Origin of the sequence: Lutibacter sp. TH_r2, from assembly GCF_033101135.1 — a bacterium.
Taxonomy (GTDB): Bacteria; Bacteroidota; Bacteroidia; order Flavobacteriales; family Flavobacteriaceae; genus Lutibacter.
In genome coordinates this window covers 135598-156919 of sequence record NZ_JAWMPV010000001.1, presented here as the reverse complement: position 1 = coordinate 156919, position 21322 = coordinate 135598, and the positions used below count along the sequence as shown (strand labels likewise).

General features: G+C 28.9%; 16 protein-coding genes and 1 other RNA gene. 8 read left to right on the top strand and 9 right to left on the bottom strand.

The window, feature by feature from the left end:
* Nucleotides 1–2 precede the first annotated feature (2 nt).
* Nucleotides 3–890 carry a glycosyltransferase family 2 protein gene (locus R3X25_RS00780; protein WP_317670876.1) on the top strand — a complete coding sequence of 296 codons (888 nt, stop codon included), beginning with the start codon at nt 3–5 and terminating at the stop codon, nt 888–890.
* Between the two features lie 3 nt (nt 891–893).
* Here R3X25_RS00780 and R3X25_RS00775 read toward each other — a convergent pair whose 3' ends face one another.
* Together R3X25_RS00775 and R3X25_RS00770 are read right to left on the bottom strand one after the other, a co-directional pair.
* Nucleotides 894–2009, bottom strand: coding sequence for a glycosyltransferase (locus R3X25_RS00775; RefSeq protein ID WP_317670874.1), 1116 nt, complete (start codon nt 2007–2009; stop codon nt 894–896).
* Entirely contained in the window at nt 2006–2245 is a 240-nt protein-coding gene (locus tag R3X25_RS00770; RefSeq protein ID WP_317670872.1) for a uroporphyrinogen decarboxylase, read from the bottom strand. Before R3X25_RS00770 ends, R3X25_RS00775 begins: the two co-directional genes overlap by 4 nt.
* A 339-nt stretch (nt 2246–2584) precedes the next feature.
* Between R3X25_RS00770 and R3X25_RS00765 the strand changes: the two genes are divergently transcribed.
* Entirely contained in the window at nt 2585–3085 is a 501-nt protein-coding gene (locus tag R3X25_RS00765; protein WP_317670870.1) for a hypothetical protein, read from the top strand.
* A 10-nt stretch (nt 3086–3095) separates the two neighbouring features.
* Here the strand turns inward: R3X25_RS00765 and ssrA are convergent.
* Nucleotides 3096–3489: a transfer-messenger RNA gene (gene ssrA, locus R3X25_RS00760) on the bottom strand.
* Nucleotides 3490–3607: 118 nt separating this feature from the next.
* On the opposite strand from ssrA, the gene R3X25_RS00755 reads away from it, so the two are divergent.
* Both R3X25_RS00755 and R3X25_RS00750 read left to right on the top strand, forming a co-directional pair.
* On the top strand, nt 3608–4813 hold the full coding sequence (locus R3X25_RS00755) for an NAD(P)-dependent oxidoreductase (RefSeq protein WP_317670868.1): 1206 nt from the start codon (nt 3608–3610) through the stop codon (nt 4811–4813).
* Complete coding sequence (locus R3X25_RS00750; RefSeq protein ID WP_317670866.1) at nt 4800–5018, top strand: DUF3820 family protein; 219 nt, start codon at nt 4800–4802, stop codon at nt 5016–5018. Before R3X25_RS00755 ends, R3X25_RS00750 begins: the two co-directional genes overlap by 14 nt.
* A gap of 101 nt (nt 5019–5119) precedes the next feature.
* Here the strand turns inward: R3X25_RS00750 and creD are convergent, their stop codons facing one another.
* From creD to R3X25_RS00735, 3 genes are read right to left on the bottom strand one after another with little or no spacing between them, the layout of a single operon-like run.
* Nucleotides 5120–6487 (bottom strand): cell envelope integrity protein CreD, encoded by a 1368-nt coding sequence (gene creD, locus R3X25_RS00745; protein ID WP_317670864.1) that lies wholly within the window; start codon nt 6485–6487, stop codon nt 5120–5122.
* A 51-nt stretch (nt 6488–6538) separates the two neighbouring features.
* Nucleotides 6539–6835, bottom strand: a complete 297-nt coding sequence (locus R3X25_RS00740; RefSeq protein WP_317670862.1) for a transcriptional regulator — start codon at nt 6833–6835, stop codon at nt 6539–6541.
* 8 nt (nt 6836–6843) lie between these two features.
* Nucleotides 6844–7461, bottom strand: a complete 618-nt coding sequence (locus tag R3X25_RS00735) for a hypothetical protein (RefSeq protein WP_317670860.1) — start codon at nt 7459–7461, stop codon at nt 6844–6846.
* 162 nt (nt 7462–7623) lie between these two features.
* Between R3X25_RS00735 and R3X25_RS00730 the strand changes: the two genes are divergently transcribed.
* The 3 genes from R3X25_RS00730 (at nt 7624) to R3X25_RS00720 (ending at nt 11720) form a co-directional block, all read left to right on the top strand.
* Nucleotides 7624–10173, top strand: a complete 2550-nt coding sequence (locus R3X25_RS00730) for an adenosylcobalamin-dependent ribonucleoside-diphosphate reductase (protein ID WP_317670858.1) — start codon at nt 7624–7626, stop codon at nt 10171–10173.
* A gap of 69 nt (nt 10174–10242) precedes the next feature.
* Nucleotides 10243–10620, top strand: a complete 378-nt coding sequence (locus tag R3X25_RS00725) for a DUF1801 domain-containing protein (RefSeq protein WP_317670856.1) — start codon at nt 10243–10245, stop codon at nt 10618–10620.
* Nucleotides 10621–10721: 101 nt separating this feature from the next.
* Nucleotides 10722–11720 (top strand): T9SS type A sorting domain-containing protein, encoded by a 999-nt coding sequence (locus R3X25_RS00720; RefSeq protein WP_317670854.1) that lies wholly within the window; start codon nt 10722–10724, stop codon nt 11718–11720.
* Nucleotides 11721–11992: 272 nt separating this feature from the next.
* On the opposite strand, the gene kdsA is transcribed toward R3X25_RS00720, so the two are convergent.
* The 3 genes from kdsA to R3X25_RS00705 are packed head-to-tail and all read right to left on the bottom strand — an operon-like array spanning nt 11993 to nt 19776.
* Nucleotides 11993–12814, bottom strand: coding sequence for a 3-deoxy-8-phosphooctulonate synthase (gene kdsA, locus R3X25_RS00715; protein ID WP_317670852.1), 822 nt, complete (start codon nt 12812–12814; stop codon nt 11993–11995).
* Between the two features lie 29 nt (nt 12815–12843).
* Entirely contained in the window at nt 12844–13056 is a 213-nt protein-coding gene (locus R3X25_RS00710) for a DUF2007 domain-containing protein (RefSeq protein WP_317670850.1), read from the bottom strand.
* Nucleotides 13057–13101: 45 nt separating this feature from the next.
* Nucleotides 13102–19776 carry an alpha-2-macroglobulin family protein gene (locus R3X25_RS00705; RefSeq protein WP_317670848.1) on the bottom strand — a complete coding sequence of 2225 codons (6675 nt, stop codon included), beginning with the start codon at nt 19774–19776 and terminating at the stop codon, nt 13102–13104.
* Nucleotides 19777–19943: 167 nt separating this feature from the next.
* Here R3X25_RS00705 and R3X25_RS00700 point away from each other — a divergent pair, with 167 nt between their 5' ends.
* Complete coding sequence (locus R3X25_RS00700; RefSeq protein WP_317670846.1) at nt 19944–21299, top strand: UDP-N-acetylmuramate--L-alanine ligase; 1356 nt, start codon at nt 19944–19946, stop codon at nt 21297–21299.
* Nucleotides 21300–21322: the final 23 nt, after the last annotated feature.

Genomic DNA, 21322 nt, shown 5'->3' with positions numbered 1-21322 from the left:
CAATGATTTCAGTTTTAATTCCTGTTTATAATTTTAATGTTACTAAACTTATTGAAGAGCTTGTAAGTCAATTTTCAAAGTTAAATATTGATTTTGAAGTGATTTGCATTGATGATGCTTCACCTAAATTTGACAATGAAAATTTAAAATTAGAATTAATACCAAATGTTACTTTTTTACAACTTAAAAAAAATATTGGAAGAAGTAAAATAAGAAATCTTCTTGCAATAAAAGCACAATTTAATTGGTTGTTGTTTTTAGATTCTGATTCGTTTCCAGCTTCCAAAAATTTCATTAAAAATTATATAAATTGTATTTCAGAAAACAGTAGAGTAGTGTATAATGGTGGAGTTGTTTACCATGAAAATAAACCAAATAAAAATGCTATTTTACGTTGGTTAGTTGGTAAAGAAAGAGAACAAGTTTCTATTTTTGAACGAACTAATAATCCATGTAAATACTTTTTTTCTGCTAATTTTTTAATTAATAAAGAAGCTTTTGTAAAAGTTTTATTTGATGAAAATCTTAAAGGTTATGGTTATGAAGATTATCTATTTTCTCAAGAATTATTGAGGGGAGCTATTGAAATTAAACATATTGATAATCCAATTTCACATTTAGAAGAAGAAGAGACAGATGTGTATTTAAAAAAAGTACAAGAAGCACTTTCAAATTTATTATATCTGTTGAATACTAATAAAATAGTTGATTCAGAAATTAGAATATTAAATTTTTATTTAAAGTTAAAAAAGTACTATTTAACTTTTTTATTAAAGTTTATTTATAAAATTGGAAAAGGAACAATAGAAAGTAATTTAAAAAATGAAAATCCTTCACTTTTATTGTTTGATATTTATAGATTAGGATATTTGTCAGTACTTGATAAGTGAAAATTATTTTAAATTCTGATAGATTTTTTTTAGTACTTTACTTTCATTTTCCCAGTTAAAAGTTTCTCTAACTGTTTCTAGATTTTTTTTCCATTGGTTATACTTTTCATTATTCTTAAAAATATCATTTACAATATTTGCTAACTCTTTTGGATTGTGAGTTTTAGAAACATATCCAATGTTGTTTTCTGTAATAAGTTTAGAAACTACTTTTGTGTTTGAGGTTAGAATTGGTGTTTCAGCTTGGATGTAATCAAAAACTTTATTTGGTAAACTTAATATATAATTTAGGTTTGTATTTTTATCTAGTGAAAGACCTAAATCTGAAATTTGTGTATATTTCATAAGTTCCAAATAGGGAATTCTATCAATTATTATAACTTTTTCTTGTAGTTTTAATTCAATAACTTGTTGTTTTATTAACTCAAAAATTTCACCTGATCCAATAATATAAAGTATTGTGTTTTCAAGATATTGCATCATTTCAATAGCTTCTTCAGCACCTCTATCAATATTAATTCCACCGCCTTGTAGAATAAGCATTTTGTTGTTGCCTTTTATTCTTTTAATAAAATCAGAATTAATTATTTGTGGCTTATATTTTTTTGCAATATTTCTTATTACTCTAACATTAACTTTGTATTTATTAGTATAAATTGATGCAATTTTACTATTTACTGTATAAACATTTTTGAGTTTTGGAAATATCAATTTTTCAATTGTTGTCCAAATACTTTTTACAAATGGTCTGTTTGATAATTCTGGCATTTCAGTAAAAAGCTCATGAGAATCATAAACCAATTTTTTATTGAAAAGCTTGCTTACAATAAAGTTGGGAAGTAAGGTGTCTAAATCGTTAGCTAAAAGAATATCTTTTTTTATAAAAAGAAGCTTAAAAAATAAGCGAGTATTAAATTCCGCATATGATAGAAATCCTTTTTTAAAAAGTAAATTAAATTTATGTGTTTTAAAATTTAAATCTACGTCTAAATTTTTAAGCGGTTTTTTTCTTCCTATAACAAATACTTCAAACCCAAAATCAATTAGTGAATTGCAAATTTTCTGAACTCTTTGGTCAGTACTTATGTCATTATATACAGATACAACTATTTTTTTCAAAGGGAATCAGTTCTTTTCTTTAAAAGTAAATAATAAATATTAGCCATTAAAATAAAAGCATTAGTAATTATAATTGGATAGGATGTTTTTAATAAAATTCCATAAACAACAAATAGAATGGCACCAATAGAATTAATTATTCTTAAAGTGTACATATTTTTCATTAAAAAAGAAATTATTAGCGCTAAAGAAGCTAAATAACCTACCCATTCTGTAATTGAAATTCCAAATAGCATATAGTTAATTTTATAAGGGCAGCAAATGTAGTGAAAATACGGAAGTTTATAAAAAAATAAACCTCACTCTTTCGAGTGAGGAAAATTGCTATGAAAAAGATTGGTAAGTATTAACTTACCATGAACAAAAGTACAAAAAAAAACATGTAATAATGTTAAAAAATGTTAAACTTTACTGACGGTTTAGTTTCTATTGCTTTTTTTTATAAAAAAGTCTAACATTTGTAATAGAATAGCGATTAAATAAATAATTAGCTAGTATAATAATCTACTATTTATAAATCCTTTTTTGTATATTTAATTAAAGTTGTATTTATAAAGAATTTAAAACTAAATAACATGAAAACTAATCTATTATTAATTGTATTTATAAGTTTAAGCTTAACTGAACTATTTGCACAAGATAAAACAATTGGTTTTGAAAGTAAGGATGGTTGGTCTACACAACACAACCAAATTTGGAATATTAATAATGAAAGAGCTGCTGAAGGAATATATTCTTTAAAGTTTAAAAGTGGTAGTGTAGATTCAGAATTAAAACATGTAGAGTTTATAAAAAATTCTGAAACTATAGAGCCAGGAACATATGAGGTAACTTTAAAAGTTTGGCAAGAAGATTATAGTGTAGTAAAAGGATTTTCGATAAATTTTCAAAACCCATGGCATTCAGTAGCTTTTAAATTAAATAAAGTAAAAAAAGGTGAATGGGTAGAATTATCAAAAAAATTAATTATAGAAAAAGCAACCAAAAAAATGGTATTTTCAGTTTCAACAAATCCTAAATGGGGAGGTATTGGAACTTTCTATTTAGATGATGTACAATTTAAAAAAATAGATTAAAAATTTAAAATAGTGGAGACGCCGGGAATCGAACCCGGGTCCAAACAAGCAACATAAGTAGTTTCTACATGTTTAGTTTTTGTTTAATTTTCGACTTAAAGATGACCAAAAACCGCCCACTTTAAGCTTATTTTCTTTAGCTTCAGAAAATCATCGAAACGCTAACTTTCCTATGTTAATTTTTACGATGCCTCAATTTAGAACGCCATTAACCAAGGCTTTCAAGAGACATTTAGCTTGCACACCTTGTGTGCCGAGGCTTATCCTACTGTGATTCGGATTAAGCAGCTAAAGCGTAGTTATTCTCGCCGTTTAAAAGTTTGAAATTGTGATTTACGAGTGCTATTTCATTACTCGACATGCTTCTAGTTACATTGACCTCGCTGTCAAAACCAGTCGTCCCCAATAATTCAAAGATCTTTTCCAAAGGATGGCAAATGTACAAAATTTATGTAATACAATTCATTTGTGGAATCCTTTAAATGCTATATCTTAGTACAAATTTTAGACCAAATTAGTTTTATGAAGTTAGGAATTATAAAAGAACGTAAAAACCCACCAGATAGACGAGTAGTTTTATCGCCTAAAAAATGTAAAGAAATTCTGAAAGAATATCCGCAATTAACAATTAAAGTTGAAAGTTCCGATATTAGAGTTTATTCCGATGAATCTTATAAAAAATATGGAATTGAAGTTGTTAATGATGTATCAGATTGTGATGTTTTATTGGGTGTGAAAGAGGTTCCAATCGAAAATTTAATTCCTAATAAATCCTATTTTTTCTTTTCTCACACTATTAAAAAGCAATCGTATAACAGGGAGTTATTAAAAGCTATTATTAAAAATAATATTAAGTTATTTGATCATGAAGCAATAGTAGATAAACACAATATGCGTTTAGTTGCATTTGGTAGATATGCTGGTATTGTTGGGGCTTACAATGGATTAAGAACGTATGGTTTAAAATCTAAATTATTTAAAATGCCTAAAGCTGAAGTATTACACAATCAACAAGAATTGATTGATGAAATGCAGAAAGTGAAACTTCCTAGCATAAAAGTTGTACTTACTGGTTGCGGTAGAGTAGGAAATGGAGCAAAGGAAATGTTGGAAGGAATGGAAATGCGTGAAGTCACTGTAAATGAATTTTTAAATGATACGTTTAATGAACCCGTTTTTGTTCAAATAGACGCATTAGATTATAATGTTAGAAAAGATGGTTATGTAAAAGGTTATCAAGATTTTTTTACGCATCCTGGTGCGTATCAAAGTAATTTTATGAGGTTTGCCAAAGTGGCAGATATGTATATTGCCGGACATTTTTATGGAGATAATGCGCCATTTATTTTTACAAGAGAAGATGCTAAAAATTCAGAATTCAATATAAAAGTTGTTGCAGACATAAGTTGTGATATTGATGGACCTGTTGCTTGTACAATTAAACCATCTACTATAGCAGATCCTATTTATGGATATTCACCTTTAGAAGAAAAGGAAGTTGATTTTTTAAATGAAGATGCAATTGCTGTTATGGCCGTTGATAATTTACCATGTGAATTGCCTAAAGATGCTTCAGACGGATTTGGTAAAAGTTTTGCTGAACATGTAATTCCGTCCTATTTTAATAAAGATGAAGAAGGTGTATTAAAACGAGCTCAAGTAACTGGTAAAGGAAAGTTAAAAAAGAGATTTAGGTATTTACAAGATTATGTTGATGGACTTGAATAATCAACATTATTTAGAAAAATTAGCAAATACAAAAATGCCTTTTGGAAAATACAAGAATAGGTATTTAATTGATTTACCGGAACATTATGTGGTGTGGTATCACAACAAAGGTTTTCCTAAAGGTAAGTTAGGTGATATGCTAAATTTGGTTTATGAGCTTAAATTAAACGGTTTAGAAGATTTAATTAGAAAATTGAGAAATTAATTTTTCAAATAAAATGATTGATAAAAACCCTGAACAATAGGCTAGTAAATATTTTAATAAAGAGAAGAACTTTTAAAAAGTTCTTCTCTTTAACATATAAATTAAAAACTCCAATCAATTTTTCGTGAAGCATACATTACCAATGCTAGAATGGTAAACAAACCAATACTTCCAACCAATAAGGCATAGTTTTCTAACTGGATAATTACATATATAAAAGTGTACAATGCCGTTAGTGAAACTCCTATAAATAAAGGAAACTTAAAGGTTTTTAAAATAGATTTTGAGTATAAAACTATTAATCCAATTACTGATATTCCTGCAATTAAATACGCTTTTAAAAAATTACTATGTTCTGAAATTGATATAAGTAATGTATAGAACATGGTAAGTGCTAACCCAATCATTAAATATTGAAACGGGTGAATTGGAATTTTACTAATGCTTTGTATTAAAAAGAACACTAAAAAAGTAAGTGCAATTACTAAAAATCCATATTTGGCGGATCGTTCACTTTTTTGATATTCATCTACAGGAATCATAAAGTTTACACCAAAAGCAAATTCTTTTAAATTTGGTAAATGTTTAAAATATTCCTGTGAGAAAGGTCGGTTTATATGAAGAACTTTCCATTTCGCATTAAAACCATCATCCGTAATTTTATCGTTGTTTAAAGGTAAAAATTCACCAATAAAGTTTGCAGTTTTCCAGTTAGATTTTACATTTAAGTCAGTCTCTCTACCTATTGGAATTACTTTGAATTGTTTACTACCGCTAATGGTTAGGTTTATTGAAAACAATTGTCCTTTTTTTGAAATTAAACCTTCCTTATCTAAATAAGAAGTTTCTAGTTTATGCATTGAAACTTCTTTGTTATATATATTTCTATCTTGCTGCTCATATTTTGGAACAAAGCTGTAATTATGTTTATTTAGTGCTATTTCAACTTGATTGTTAATTCCTTTTAGGTTTGAAGTTTTAATAATTACGGTAGCCTTTTCCCAAAGAATATCTTTATCATTTGCTTCAATAGAATTGAAGTTTGGTTTAGAATAACTTCCGTTAAGTTTTATAGAACTTTTATATACTGAGGTTTTATAAATACCACGTTGTTTTACTTCAGGATTTATTTCACTTTCAATATTTAATTCTTCAGGAAAAAAGTAGGCATAATTAGTATGCTCAATAGTTTCTTTTGTAACCTTTTTGGTTTCACTATTGGTTAACAATTTTTCGGTATACGTTTTATAAGGAACCTTTAGAATAGGGCCATATAATAAAACTTCATTTCCCCATTTCTGATTAATTTCATTCACAACAGATTCTTGTCTTGATGATCGCTCTACTATAAGAGATTGAATGTATGAAAGAGGAATAAGTAGCACAATAATTAAAATACCTACCATAAGCATTCTTGCTGTAATTGAGTTTTTTAGCCAGTTGCCAAATTTGTTTTTTTGTGTTTCCATATGTTTAAATTAAAAGTACTTTGAAAAACAAAGTAAATAGTTAAAAAAATATTATTTGTTATGTATTAATTTTTCAAGAGCAGTAATGTGTTTTTTAAATTCTAATTGTCCAAGTTTAGTTATGCTATATCTAGTATTCGGTTTTTTTCCAATAAATTGTTTTTCAATTTTAATATAATCTACTTTTTCCAAAGCTTTAATATGACTAGCAAGATTTCCATCGGTAACGCCTAATATTTCTTTTAACGAATTAAAATCTAAATAATCATTCACCATAAGAGCTGCCATAATTCCTAACCGAATTTTGTTGTCAAATGCTTTATTTATATGTTGAAGAATATTTTTCATTTTAATGTTTATTTATCGTACTTATTATACATTAAGGTACCATAAATAATATGAAAAACACCAAAGCCTAAAGCCCAAAAGAATAAACCAAAACCAATAAATTGCGTAGCAATTAAGCCTAATACAACATTTGCTAAGCCTAAATAAAAAATATCACCTAAAGTGTATTTACTTGCATTTATACATGCCAAACCATAAAAAACCAAGGTACAAGAAGCAATTAAGCCAATTAAATTATATTGATATAAAACCACACAAAATACACCACCAGAAAGTAATGGAATTAAAAAGTGCACAAGTAATCTTTTAGAAGTACTATTCCATACTGTTTCATTATTTTTTTTAGCCTTTTTCCGTGTTAAAATAAATGCAGTAATAACGGATAGTAACAAAATTGTAATGGCAACGGTAATAATAATAAGTTCAAAATAATTTAATGGCATTAAACTAATTGGACTTTCATTAGTTTTATACGAATTAATTAAAAAGTATCCAAAAGCTGATCCTAATAAAGCATAAATTCCTGCTAAAATTCCAGACAATCCACTTAACGAAATAAATCGTGTTGATTTATTCATAATAGCTTTAATCTCCGTAATATCTTGTAAATAATCTTTTTCGCTCATAGAGAAAGTACTTTGAAACACAAAGTAAGTGCAAAAAAATTAATTCAACAAACTTTTCAACAATAAAATGTAGATAACTAATTTTAGTTATAGATAAAATAGGATTAATAATTAGCTAATTTTAATTTCTCAAAACTGAATATAAAATTTTGCTTAAGAATTATGACAGAAGAATTAGTATTTCCAAAGATTTTCACATATAAAGATGTGTTAGCTAAATGTTTAGATTATTTTAATGGTGATGAATTAGCCGCAACAACTTGGATGAACAAGTATGCAATGAAGAATAAAGATGGAGAATTTTTAGAATCTTCTCCTGAAGATATGCATACTAGAATGGCTGCTGAATTTGCTCGTATTGAAAAAAAATATGATGATGGTAAAAAGGATAAAGAAGGCTTATCGGAATACGGGAAAGAACGTAAATCTTTAGATGAAAAGGCTATTTTTGAGCTTTTTCAAGACTTTAAATATACTATTCCGCAAGGTAGTGTAATGTCTTCATTAGGAAATAAAAATGTAATAGCATCTTTATCAAACTGTGTGGTTGTTCCACCAGTATATGATTCTTATGGAGGAATTTTTCATACAGATGAACAATTGGCACAATTATTTAAAAGAAGGTGTGGAGTTGGTGTAGATTTATCAAATTTACGTCCAAATGGAGCTACAGTTTCTAATTCAGCAGGCTCAACAACAGGAGCCGTTTCCTTTATGCACCGTTTTTCAAATACAACACGTGAAGTTGCACAAAACGGTAGAAGAGGAGCATTAATGTTAACAATGGATATTGCCCATCCAGATGTTGAAGATTTTGTAACTATTAAGCAAGATTTAAAAAAGGTAACTGGTGCTAATATTTCATTGCGTTTAAGTGATGAATTTATGATGGCAGTTGTAAATGATGATGATTATACCTTACGTTGGCCAATTGATAGTAAAGAACCTGTTTACAAAAAAACCATTAAAGCAAAAGAACTTTGGGATACTATTATTAAATGTGCGCATAATACTGCAGAGCCAGGATTAATTTTTTGGGATCGTCAGCATTATTATTCAACTTCATCAATATATCCAGGTTTTGAAAATAGCTCAACAAACCCTTGTTCTGAAATTGCAATGCAAGGTGGAGATAGCTGTAGACTAATTGCAGTTAACCTATACAGTTTTGTAAAAAATCCTTTTACAGATAAAGCTTCATTTGATTATAAAAAATTCTATAAAGTTGTTTATGAAACTCAACGTTTAATGGATGATTTAGTTGATTTAGAATTAGAAGCAGTTGATAAAATTTTCAACAAAATAATGCATGATAAGGAGCCAATGGAAATTAAACAGGTTGAAATTGATACTTGGAAATTATTATATAAAGCTGGAAAAACCGGAAGAAGAACCGGTTTAGGTTTTACAGCCTTGGCTGATGCAGTGGCTGCTTTAGGGTTAAAATTTGATACTGATGAAGCAATTGCTGTAGTTGATGATATTATGAAAGTTAAATTTAGAGGTGAATTTGACAGTAGTATTGATATGGCCATTACACGTGGAAAATTCAAAGTATTTAATCCTGAAATTGAAAAATATTCGGAATTTGTTCAAATGATAGAGAAAGAATTTCCAGATATTTATAAAAGAATGATGAAGTACGGGCGTAGAAATATTTCTATTAGTACCGTTGCACCAACAGGTAGTTTAAGTATGTTAGCACAGACTTCATCAGGTATAGAGCCAGTTTTCTTATTATCCTACAAACGAAGAAGAAAGGTAAATGCGGAAGATGAAGGAGCAAAAGTTGCATATGTAGATGATATGGGTGATGAATTTGAAGAGTTTGATGTGTACCATAACAAATTAAAAAAATGGATGGAAATTTCAGGTGAAACTGATATAGAAAAAAGTCCATATAAAGGTGCAACAGCTCCAGAAATTGATTGGAAAAAGCGTGTTGAAATGCAAGCCTTAGTTCAAAAATATACCACACATTCAATTAGTTCAACAATAAATTTAGCTAAAGATGTTTCTGTAGATTTGGTAGGTGATATTTATATTGATTCTTGGAAAAAAGGATTGAAAGGAATTACCGTGTATAGAGATGGTTCTAGAAGTGGAATTTTGGTTTCAAATGATGATAAAAAAGATACTAAAAGAGAAGGATGTTATGCTGAAACAATTTTCCCTAAAAGACCAAAAACAATTGATGCTAAAGTAGTTCGTTTTCAAAATGATTACGATAAATGGGTAGCCGTTGTAGGATTAATAAATAACCGTCCTTACGAAATATTTACAGGGAAATTAGAAGATGCATTTTTATTACCAGCTTGGTTAGAAGAAGGTTGGGTAATTAAAAATAAAGACGATGAAGGAAATACAAGATACGACTTCCAATTTGCTGATAAACAAGGATATAAAGTAACGCTAGAAGGTTTATCTAGAACTTTTGATAAAGAGTATTGGAACTATGCCAAATTAATTTCTGGTGTATTACGTCACGGAATGCCAATTCCATATGTTGTTGATTTAGTTAACAATTTAAATATGTACGATACTAATATTAATACATGGAAAAATGGTATTGCTCGTACACTAAAACAATTTGTTGTTGATGGTACTGAAGCAGTAGATAAAAAATGTCCTGAATGTGGTGATCCAGAAGGATTAATTTATGAAGAAGGCTGTTTAAAATGTAAAAGTTGTGGACATTCTAAATGTGGATAAGAATTTGAAGTAATTCATAATTTTAATTTAAAACACCAACAAAAATTTATATCTTGTTGGTGTTTTTTTATGAACCCAATAGACAATTATTTATATAGCCAAAAGGAATCTTACCAATCAATTATGCTTTATGTAAGAAGTGTTATTCATAAAACCTTACCTAAAGTTCAAGAAAAGTTTAGCTACAAAATTCCTTTTTTTATGCATTGTAAAAAACCAATGCTGTATTTAAATGTTTTAAAAGGAACCAATTTTGTAGATATTGCATTTGTTCAAGGCATTCTATTTGAAAAAGAGTTTCCTATTCTTAAAAACTATAACAACCGTAAACAAGTACGCTCAATTCAAGTTAAATCTCTAGAAGATTTTAATGAAAAAGAATTTGTGAAATTATTAGAACTTGCTTGTAGCCAACTGGAAAAAAGTAAAAAAGCTTGGTTCTTATAAAATTATAGTTAATAATTAAAATATTGTAATGTTTTAATCTTTAGTGTTTTATATTGAATAATTTTTGTAATTTGTTTTTTTAAATCAAAAAAAATTAAACTATGAAAACAAAATTACTTTTTATTACATTATTAGCTTCATTATTTGGTTTCTCGCAAACTATAAGTACTTATAATAATGCGCTATCTGCAAATTATACTGTTGTAACATCTACACCAGCAATAGATCAAAGTACAGCAGGAACAGGGTTAACTTGGAATTTTAATACATTCACATCTGCTGGAACATCTTCAGATGTACATACAGCTCCAACTTCAACAGAGTTAGTAGATTATCCAGGAACAACAACAGTTCAAACAACAACTTCTGGGTCAACAACTACCAAATTATTTTCTAAAGATATTGCTAATGAAATATCGTTAACCGGAGCAGAAACTACAGATGCTGATTTTAATTATAATACAGATAATGCACTTATAGGAACGTTTCCATTAAGTTATGCTTATAACAATACAGATCCTATTTCTGGTACATTAACTTATTCTGGAACTACTGTTTCATTTACAGGAACAATTAATACAGCTGTTGATGCCACTGGTACATTAAATATGAACGATGTTGGCTCTGGAGCATACGGTGCTAATGTAACACGTTTAAAAATTATACAAAATATAAGTTTTACAGCAATTATATTTCCAGGGACAGCTACACAAACAACTTATAATTATTACGATAATAGTACGGGTAATTTAGTGTTTAGAAATACAAGTATAAATCTTTCTGTTCCTGGGGCTGGTATAAGTGAAAATACAGAAGTAATGGAAGTATTATCCAATGTTGTTTTAGGTACTTCGGAATATAGTTTAGTAAAAAACACATTAAATATTTTTCCAAACCCAGTTAGTGATATTTTAAACATAAAATTAAGTAATTCTGAAAATATTAAAGCGTTAACTATTTCAGATCTTAATGGTAGAGTAGTTTATAAAACAAATGAATTAAATTCAGAACTTAACGTAAATAGCTTATCAAAAGGGATGTATTTTGTATCTATTGAAACAAACAAAGGTGTTTTAACTGAAGAATTTATAAAAAAATAAGATTACTTTTAGAATTTAGAAATAGAAAAATTATCCAGAAGTTGTAATTCAATTTTTGGATAATTTTTTTATAACTATTATATTTTCAATTCGAGTTAAAACTTTAGAAGATTTTAATGAACATGGAGAAAGATATCGCTATTTTATTAAAAATAGTGATAAAGCGTGGTTTGTGTAATATTAATATCGTCACCCTGAATTTATTTCAGGGTCTTATTAATCTTGGTTTAATAGTATGAGATGTTGAATTAAGTTTACCATACTAAAAAAGTTTATTTAAAACTATTAATTGTTTTTCTAATAGCAACTAAATTACTTAATAAACCTTCTAAATATTGTAAGTCTAGCATATTTGCACCGTCACTTTTTGCATTTGCCGGATCAAAATGAGTTTCTAAAAATAAACCGTCAACACCAACAGCAACACCTGCTCTAGCAATAGTTTCAATCATATCTGGTCTTCCACCAGTTACACCACTAGTCTGATTTGGTTGTTGTAATGAATGCGTAACGTCTAAAACAGTAGGAGCGTATTGTTGCATTTCAGGAATTCCTCTAAAATCAACAATCATATCTTGGTAACCAAACATAGTTCCTCTATCGGTAATCCAAGCTTTTTCGTTTCCAGAATCTTTAACTTTTTGTACTGCGTGTTTCATTGCTGAAGGACTCATAAACTGTCCTTTTTTCAAGTTCACAACCTTTCCTGTTTTTGCAGCTGCAACTACTAAATCTGTTTGACGTACTAAAAATGCTGGTATTTGTAATACATCTACATATTGTGCGGCCATTGCAGCATCTTCATTGGTATGAATATCTGTAACCGTTGGAACATTAAAAGTTTCAGAAACTTTTCTCAATATTTTTAATGCTTTTTCATCTCCAATTCCTGTAAAACTATCAATTCTACTTCTGTTTGCTTTTTTAAAACTACCTTTAAAAATAAAAGGAATTTCTAGCTTATCAGTTACTTTTAAAATATGTTCAGCTATGCGTAACGCCATTTCTTCACCTTCAATAGCACAAGGTCCAGCTAATAGAAAAAAGTTATTACTTTCTGTATGTTTTATATTCGGAATCAGATTTAAATCCATTTTTTATATTTTTATGCAAAGGTAATTTTTTAATTGGTATTCATCTCATTTAATACCTCTAATGCTTTTTCTAAATCTATATTTGATACCTGAAGTTCAACTTCAAATGAAGGCATATAATTCATAATTTGAGTTGTAAATTCATTTTTTAAATAACATTTTATTCCTTCAGATTCTAATTTACTTTTAAGTATTAATAGCTCTGCTTCAATATGTGATTTTTTAATGGTAATAAAACTCATAATTGATTATTTTTTTATTGTTCTATAAATTTAATTAATTTTATTTTAGTTAACCTCAATTCTAACACCTTCACTATGACTGCTAAATTCAGGAGCATACATACTTTGAATGGTTGTAATTCCGTTGCTGAAATTACCAGCATTGTTTACACGTAAATCGTATTCAAAAACATACACACCTTTTGGTAAACGTTCCATAAAAAAGTTGGTTGAAGCATCTTTGGTACTTTCATAATAACCCAAACCATCTTGCCATTTGTAGCTAGAAAGCACGTTTATTGGCTCTAAACCACTTGCTCGCATATCTTTCATATGAACAAATTCCATTGGTCTATCCACTTTTAATTCTATTCGTACTGTAATTAAATCACCCAATTTAAGCGTTGAGGTTTCTGTTATTTCAGTTAACTCTTTTCCAGTATTTGTATTCGATTTTAAGAATAATTTCTTGCTTAATTTCAATGGAGTTTCGGATGAAGTAATTTTATCTAAATCTTCAAAATATTGCCAATACAATCCGCCCCAAGCAATACCTTCATCTTTTTTAGAAATAGTAACATCTCCCATTTCTGAAGTGATTTCAGTTCCATTCCACGAAGTTTTAAAATAACCAGTTCCAGCTTCAACTTTTATGGTTGAAGATTTTGAAGGTTCTATTTTTTGTTTTCCTACGGTAACTTCAACCGATTCATTTACCGAAAGCCAATCGCTGCCTTGTAATAATAAAGCATACACAGCTTCAGTTGTTGCTTTGGTTGTTTTCCATTGTGTTGTTTGCTTGTTTTTTAATAGCCAAACTTTTAATTCATCTACAATTGCACTATCATTTTCAATTTCTGAAAATACTTCAATTAACAGTGCTTGTGTTTCAATTGGTGCTTGATACCAAAACCAACTTGGTGTGTTTTCTTTCCAATACATTCCTAATTCTTCGCTAGATATACTGTTTTCTTTTAACGATTTTAATATTTCAGCAGGAATTAATTTATTGTCATTTCTATACTGAATTAATGCAATCATACCTTTGGAATATAAGTTGAAATCTGTCCAAAAGGTTGCCGATTGATTTGTGTAATAGTCCACTGCTGTTTGAACCTTTGAAGAAATTTCTAACTCTTTATAAAAACTACGCATATACAAGTAATGTAATTGTGTATGACCTAAATTATTTTTCTCTAAAAATTCTTGTTCAGCTTTAATTCCTTTAGCTTTTGTCTTTGCTTTATCTCTTATTTTTTTAGCTTGTTCCAACAACTTGTTATAATCATTAAGAATTTCATCATCTAAAAACTTGACAGCTTTTGTTATCATTTTTTCAGTCTCATCTTTTTGCGTTTCGACTCCGCTCAACGACCAAATCTTTTTTAAATGTCCATAACTTGATGCAATGTGTTGTGTAATATATCTGTTTGGGTATTTACTTCCTTTAAACCAAGGGAAACCACCATTTGAGAATTGTAATTCCTTTAATTTATTTAAAGCAATTTCTTGCTCATTTTTCATTTTATTCAAGTCGAATAACAAACCGATTCTTTTCTTCTGTTTCGTTTCATTTTGAGCATCACGCAACCAAGGAGTTTCCTGAATAATAATAGATTTTAATTCTTCATTCTTCTCTAAATTAGAAACCAATGCGTCGCTGGTTTTCCATAAGTTAAATACTTCTTGAATACGTGGATTTGAATTCGCAATATGACTTGCCAAGGTATTTGCATAATAACGTGAGAATGTTTGCTCGGCACATTCATAAGGATACTCCATTAAATACGGTAAACTTTGCACTGCATACCAAGCCGGATTGGAAGTGATTTCTAATGTTAATTTATGGTGACTTAGCGTAGTCGAAGTCTGATTTTTCAACTTATCTAAACTAAATGTTTTTGTTTGATTACTTCGTACCCACATTGGCAAGGTTTCGGTAACCAACATCCTATTTGATAAAACAGGTAATACATTTTGTTCGCCATCTGAAAATTCACCAGCTTTTGCTACTATTTTATACTGTATGGCTTGTACATTGTCTGGAATTGTTAAACTCCAAGTTGTATTTGTATTTCCTTTAGCATCAACAGTAAAGTTTTGAAGCCCTCTCTGTCCTTTGGACATCTCTCCCGAAGGGAGAGAAGCTTTAAGAAGCTGATTAGTAATATCTTTTCCTGAAATTGCATCGGTCAATACCAATTGAGCAACTCCATTTAAAGGTTTGTCAGACAGATTTGAAATTTTACTAGAAAACTGAATTACATCACCTTCACGTAAAAATCGTGGTGGATTTGGTAATACCATCAACTCTTTTTGAGTTACCGTTGTTAATGTTTTGGTGGCGGTTTCTAATTGTGGCGTATGTGCCAATAATTGCAATTTCCAACGTGTTAAAGCTTCGGGCATTGTAAAGCTAAAGCTTACAGTTCCATCTCTATCTGTTTTTAAATGAGGAAAGAAAAATGCAGTTTCTTTAAAGTTTTTACGTGCTTTAACATTCGCCAATTCTTTTTCTAGTTTTTCTTGTCCGCTTTTGGTTGAAATTATAACAACTCCGTTTGCAGCTCTTGAACCATAAAGTGATGTTGCAGCAGCATCTTTTAATATATTAATAGAAAAAACGTCTGCATTATCAATTTCAAATTTTTCTACAGGAACACCATCAACAATATATAAAGGTTGATTATTACCATTTATTGAAGCTGAACCTCTAATCATTATTTTTTTATCAGCACCTGGAGCGCCATCTGCTTCTGCTATTGAAACACCTGCAACTTGTCCTTCAAGAACAGTAGAAACAGCTCCGGTTATATTAGATTTTTTTGTAGTTCCATATCCTACAACTACAACTTCGTCTAATGCAGCTGAATCTTCTTCAAGTTCTATATCTATTGTAGATGATTTTCCAACAACAACTCCCGTTGGCATAAATCCGATATAGTTAAAAAGTAGCTCATCATCTTTTTTAACCTTTAATGAATAGGCTCCATCAAAATCTGTTTGAGTTCCATAAGAAGTACCAGAAATAACAACTGTAACTCCAGGTAATGGATCTCCTGTGCTATCAGTAACTACACCAGAAACTATTTTATCAAAAGAACTTCTTTGAGATTCTTTACGTTCAACAGAAGCTTTGGCTTTCACCATATATTGTCTTTGTAAGTATCTGTTGTTATTTAAGCTAAATCCAAACCAATTTAAGTTGTCAAATTGTTGTGTTTGTTGTTGATAATAATGTCTAGGTAAATTATAAACTCTAAAGTTTGTATTGCCGTAAGCGTTATTACTATTCCAATTGTTATAACTGTAATAAGTAGAATGTTGAATTGGATTAAAACTCCAACTATGCGATTTAAACTGATCTAATGAAGCATCGTACATACTGGCTAAAATTTCAGCAGTTACTTTGTCTTTGTTTTTACCTTTTATGTTAAAACTCCAAGTCTCTTCTTGTCCTGGTTGTAATTTATCTCTAAAAGTCTGCGTTTCAATTTGTAAATTATTTATGGTAGATGGCACGTTAATTTTAACCGTTCCACTTTTAAATTCATTGTATTTTGAAAAACTATACTTTACTGCAAAACCACTTAAATCTTCTTCAGTAACGGGAATTTTAATGGTTTTAACTTCGTTATTTAACTTAATAATTTGCTGATTTACAATTTTGTGTTGCTTTTCTATAGCAATGGTTACATAAACTTCTTTAGCAGATGTTCCTACTTTTAATTCAACGGTCTCATTTACTTTGTATACATTTTTATTGGTTGAAATTTCAAATAATTGCTTATCTGCAATTGCAGGTTTTTTAGAGTTAAAAACCGAAAAACGAGTTTTGTCTTCAACTTTTTGATTGAATTTATCTTGTGCTTCAACTTCAATAACATAGCTACCAATTTCCCATTTTTTTAGATTTTTCAATACCAATTCTTTACTTTCTTCGGTGTTAAATTCAGTTTCAAAAGATAAAGCTCCTTTTTTCCAATTATTTATATTGTTTTCATCATTTGTATAAGGTTCGTAAGGAAATAAATTTTGATATGCTGCTTTTGAAAGATTTTGATAATCTGGAACATTCCAAGGTCTTTCTCTTAAAACATTGATAGGTGATAATAACTTATAAATTTTTAGAGTTCCTTTGGTTGGAACAAATTCTCCATTTAAATTATTAGTTGTTAATGATACAATCTGTTCTTTTTTATTTAAATCTATTTTACTTGAAATACTTGCCGAAATAGCTAATGTATGGTCGCTAACTTTTACAGTAGTTGTAGCGCTTCTAGTTTCTCCATTAATGTCTGTAATATCGGCTTCAATTTCATAGGTAAATACAGGTTTGTTGTTAGCATCAGCACTTTTATCTGGTATTGCTTTAAACGTAATTTCAAAATTTCCTTGGTTATCGGTTGTAGTTTCACCGTGCGTAATTTCCATTGCTTCGGAAGTATTGTGTGAAGGACGATACCAATAAAACCAACGAGGATACACTACTTTTCTATGCACTTTATAATTAACTTTGGCATTGGTAATAGAACTACCAGCAAAAGCAATTGCATTTCCTTTTACGGTAACCGAATTGTTTAGTTTAAAAGTTTCAGTTACAGGTTTAAATTCGGCTTCAAATTTTGGGCGTTTGTATTCTTCAACAGAAAATCTATAAGTATCATTGTCAAAATAGTAATCTCCATCATCAAATAATTTACTATCGTACTCATAACTACCATCTATATTTATTGTGTATTCACCGTTTAAACCATTGTTTGGTAAAATAAAAGTTCCGGAAGTTGAACCAAATTCGTTCAATTTTAAATCCAATTGTTTTACATCTTCACCATTAGGATTTTCTAAAATAAATTCAACATATTCATTGGTTAAAACTTCGGTTTTTTCACCTTGTTTTTTTATAAAAATAGCTTTAAAATGAACCGTTTGCCCAGGACGATATATACTTCTATCAGTAAAAATAAATGGTCTAATTACAATTTCTTCATCTTCACTTTTTTCAACTTTTTGTTTTCTGTTTTCGCTTAAATAATAATCGCCAAAAGATGCTTTTTCATCCGCTGTTTCTACAGAAATAATTACATTTCTATGATAATGGTTAGTTTTAAAACTAAACTCTCCAATTTCATTTGAAGTAAAATTTCTAGAAATAGCTCTATTGTATCTTCCTGTATTATAATTTTTAACTGAAACGGAAGCCTTTTTGTATGGTTTACCTGTATTTCTATCAATTACTTGAAAAATATTTTGTTCATTATTACTTTTTTGAATTAAAGAAATATTGCTAACCTGAATGTTGGTTGTTGCAAACGTAGCATTTTTGTTAATTGCTTTTTGTGGTGAAGTAACTAGTAAATAATTACCGTTTTTTAAAGCTGGTAATACAATTTCTGTACTATGTTGCTGATAATCTTTTTCGTTTTTTAAGGTGTTTTGTAACGTTTCAATTTTAGTGAGTTTGTTTATAAATGCAATTTTTAAAGAATCGTTGTGAATTTTTTTGAAGCTTCTAATTTCATTTTCTGAAATGCTATAAATAGAAGTATGTAACTCGTTTAAATTTTTGTAAGAAACTAAAAACTTCGAATGCTTTTCTGTTGGAATGTGTTTTTCAGTTAACAAATTTAAACTTGGCTGTAGAATACTAGTTTTTAAACTTTTACATTGTTTTGTTCCAAAACTTTCAGGGAAATTTTTAATAGCTAATTCGCATATTTCTAGTGCTTTTGCTTTTTCAAATTGATGTTTGTTGTTTTCAGCATTGTATAAATTTCCATTTTTGTTGTGAATACTAGCAATTTCAAAATCTATTAATGTTGAAGCTTCGTGGTTTTTGAAGTTTTGTTTCAGTGCTGTTAGGTTTTCAAAATAAATAGCATCTTTACCTTCAAAATATGCGTTTTGATTTACAAATTTTAAGCGCGCTAATTCTGCCGAAACAAATGCATTTTTGTTATTGGTTTTATTATGAAAAGCAATTAAGTTTTGATAAATTTTTAAAGCGTTTAATTGTAAAGATTGCTGATCAACTTCATTTAAATAGCTTTCATTTGTTTTAAAAAATTGATTGAAATCTTTTGTCGAGAGTTCAAATTTATTAGCAGGTTTTGTAATTGAGTTTTCAGGTGTTTTGTATAAGTCTAGTGCGTTGTGTGCAATAAAATCGTATAAAGTTGGTCTGTATTTTTTAGAATCTTTTTGAAGGTGTAAAATATCGTTAAACGTATCTAAATTTGTTTGTTGAAGTATAATTCCGTTTTGTAAAGATTTTTGAAAATGAGTATGGATTTCATTAAACAGCGTATTTAAATCCCAGGTTCTAAAATCTGAAGAAATTTTTTCAGCAGTTTTTGTTCTATTATAGAATTTGTATCTATTTTGTTTAAAATATTGCCAATATATGTTTGCTAACACACTTTCTAGTACATTTTTAGTTGGAGTTTTAGCATTTTCAATTTCAGTTTTAAATTGGTCAATTATTTTTAATTGCGCATTTTCTTCTAAAGTCATTGTAAATTTGGACTTGTATAGAAGCGTTTTTACAATTTGTGCAGAATTCTCTTCTTTTTTTGCTTTTTTATAGATGGTTTCTACAACTTCTAAAGCCGATTTAGGTAAAGATTTTACTTCAAATTGTTGAACTTCTTTCCATAATTCAGAATAATTATCGAATTTTTGAGCGTTTGAAAAGTTAGAAAATAAAAATATGGACATTAGTGTTATGGCAATTTTTTTCATAATTGGTTTATTTTAGATACTAAAGATACTTGTATTAAGTATCAAACAGACGTATAATTGAGTAAACCATACGTTTTGGTTCGTGAAACTAACTTCTAAATTAGTGTTTCTAAATTTATAAAAATTCTGAATGTGTTTTTGTACATTTACCGTACAAAATTATTAGAATGAATATACATTTTATTGCTATTGGCGGAAGCGCTATGCACAACCTCGCTATTGCTCTACAACAAAAAGGATACCAAATAACTGGAAGTGATGATACCATTTTTGAACCATCAAAATCTCGACTAGATAAACGTGGTTTATTACCAAATGAGTTTGGCTGGTTTCCTGAAAAAATAACTACTAATATTGATGCAGTTATTTTAGGAATGCACGCAAAAGGTGATAATCCAGAATTGTTAAAAGCAAAAGAATTAGGTTTAAAAATATATTCGTACCCAGAGTTTTTATACGAACAAAGTAAAAATAAAACACGTGTTGTTATTGGTGGTTCTCACGGAAAAACTACCATTACTTCTATGATTTTACACGTGTTAAATTATCACGAAGTTGCTGTTGATTATATGGTTGGAGCACAATTAGATGGTTTTGATACTATGGTACATTTAACTGAAGAGAATGAGTTTATGGTGTTAGAAGGCGATGAGTATTTGAGTTCCCCAATAGATTTGCGTCCTAAATTTCATTTATACAAGCCAAATATTGCTTTAATAAGCGGAATTGCTTGGGATCATATCAATGTATTTCCAACTTTTGAAAACTATGTAGAGCAGTTTTCAATTTTTACCGATTCCTTAACTAATGGTGGAATTATGGTGTATAATGAAGAAGACGTTGAGGTGAAAAATGTTGTTGAAAATTCTGAAAGCCCAATAAAAAAATATCCATATTACACACCGCAACATACCATTAAAAACGGAACTACTTATATTGAAACACCTGATGGTGAATTGCCTTTAGAAATTTTTGGAAAACACAACTTACAAAATATGGCTGGCGCAAAATGGATTTGCCAACATATGGGAATAGGAGAGGAAGAGTTTTACGAAGCTATTTCAACTTTTAAAGGAGCAAGTAAGCGTTTAGAAAAAATTGCTGAAAGTGATTCAACAGTTGTATTTAAAGATTTTGCACATTCGCCAAGTAAGGTGGAAGCTACAACCAATGCAGTTAAAAATCAATATGTAAAGCGAAATGTAATTGCTTGTTTAGAATTACATACCTACAGTAGTTTAAATGCAGAATTTTTAAAAGAATATGAAGGCGCATTAGATAAAGCCGATGTTGCTGTAGTTTTTTATTCACCTCACGCAGTTGAAATTAAAAAACTAGAAGAAGTTTCTGAAAGCCAAATTAGAGAAGCTTTTAACCGTGAAGACTTAATTATTTACACAAATCCATCAGAGTTTAGAGAATACTTATTCAATCAAAATTTAAATAATTCAGCCTTATTGTTAATGAGTTCAGGTAATTATGGAGGTTTGGATTTTGATAAGTTAAAAGAGTTATTGAAATAAAATATCTTTAAAAATCAACTTTA

Bases quoted from the DNA above. Each gene is read 5' to 3' on its own strand.
- R3X25_RS00780 (WP_317670876.1), top strand. From the start codon at position 3: ATGATTTCAGTTTTAATTCCTGTTTATAATTTTAATGTTACTAAACTT.
- R3X25_RS00770 (WP_317670872.1), bottom strand. From the start codon at position 2,245: ATGCTATTTGGAATTTCAATTACAGAATGGGTAGGTTATTTAGCTTCT.
- R3X25_RS00765 (WP_317670870.1), top strand. From the start codon at position 2,585: ATGAAAACTAATCTATTATTAATTGTATTTATAAGTTTAAGCTTAACT.
- R3X25_RS00755 (WP_317670868.1), top strand. From the start codon at position 3,608: ATGAAGTTAGGAATTATAAAAGAACGTAAAAACCCACCAGATAGACGA.
- R3X25_RS00750 (WP_317670866.1), top strand. From the start codon at position 4,800: ATGGACTTGAATAATCAACATTATTTAGAAAAATTAGCAAATACAAAA.
- creD (WP_317670864.1), bottom strand. From the start codon at position 6,487: ATGGAAACACAAAAAAACAAATTTGGCAACTGGCTAAAAAACTCAATT.
- R3X25_RS00740 (WP_317670862.1), bottom strand. From the start codon at position 6,835: ATGAAAAATATTCTTCAACATATAAATAAAGCATTTGACAACAAAATT.
- R3X25_RS00735 (WP_317670860.1), bottom strand. From the start codon at position 7,461: ATGAGCGAAAAAGATTATTTACAAGATATTACGGAGATTAAAGCTATT.
- R3X25_RS00730 (WP_317670858.1), top strand. From the start codon at position 7,624: ATGACAGAAGAATTAGTATTTCCAAAGATTTTCACATATAAAGATGTG.
- R3X25_RS00725 (WP_317670856.1), top strand. From the start codon at position 10,243: ATGAACCCAATAGACAATTATTTATATAGCCAAAAGGAATCTTACCAA.
- R3X25_RS00720 (WP_317670854.1), top strand. From the start codon at position 10,722: ATGAAAACAAAATTACTTTTTATTACATTATTAGCTTCATTATTTGGT.
- kdsA (WP_317670852.1), bottom strand. From the start codon at position 12,814: ATGGATTTAAATCTGATTCCGAATATAAAACATACAGAAAGTAATAAC.
- R3X25_RS00710 (WP_317670850.1), bottom strand. From the start codon at position 13,056: ATGAGTTTTATTACCATTAAAAAATCACATATTGAAGCAGAGCTATTA.
- R3X25_RS00705 (WP_317670848.1), bottom strand. From the start codon at position 19,776: ATGAAAAAAATTGCCATAACACTAATGTCCATATTTTTATTTTCTAAC.
- R3X25_RS00700 (WP_317670846.1), top strand. From the start codon at position 19,944: ATGAATATACATTTTATTGCTATTGGCGGAAGCGCTATGCACAACCTC.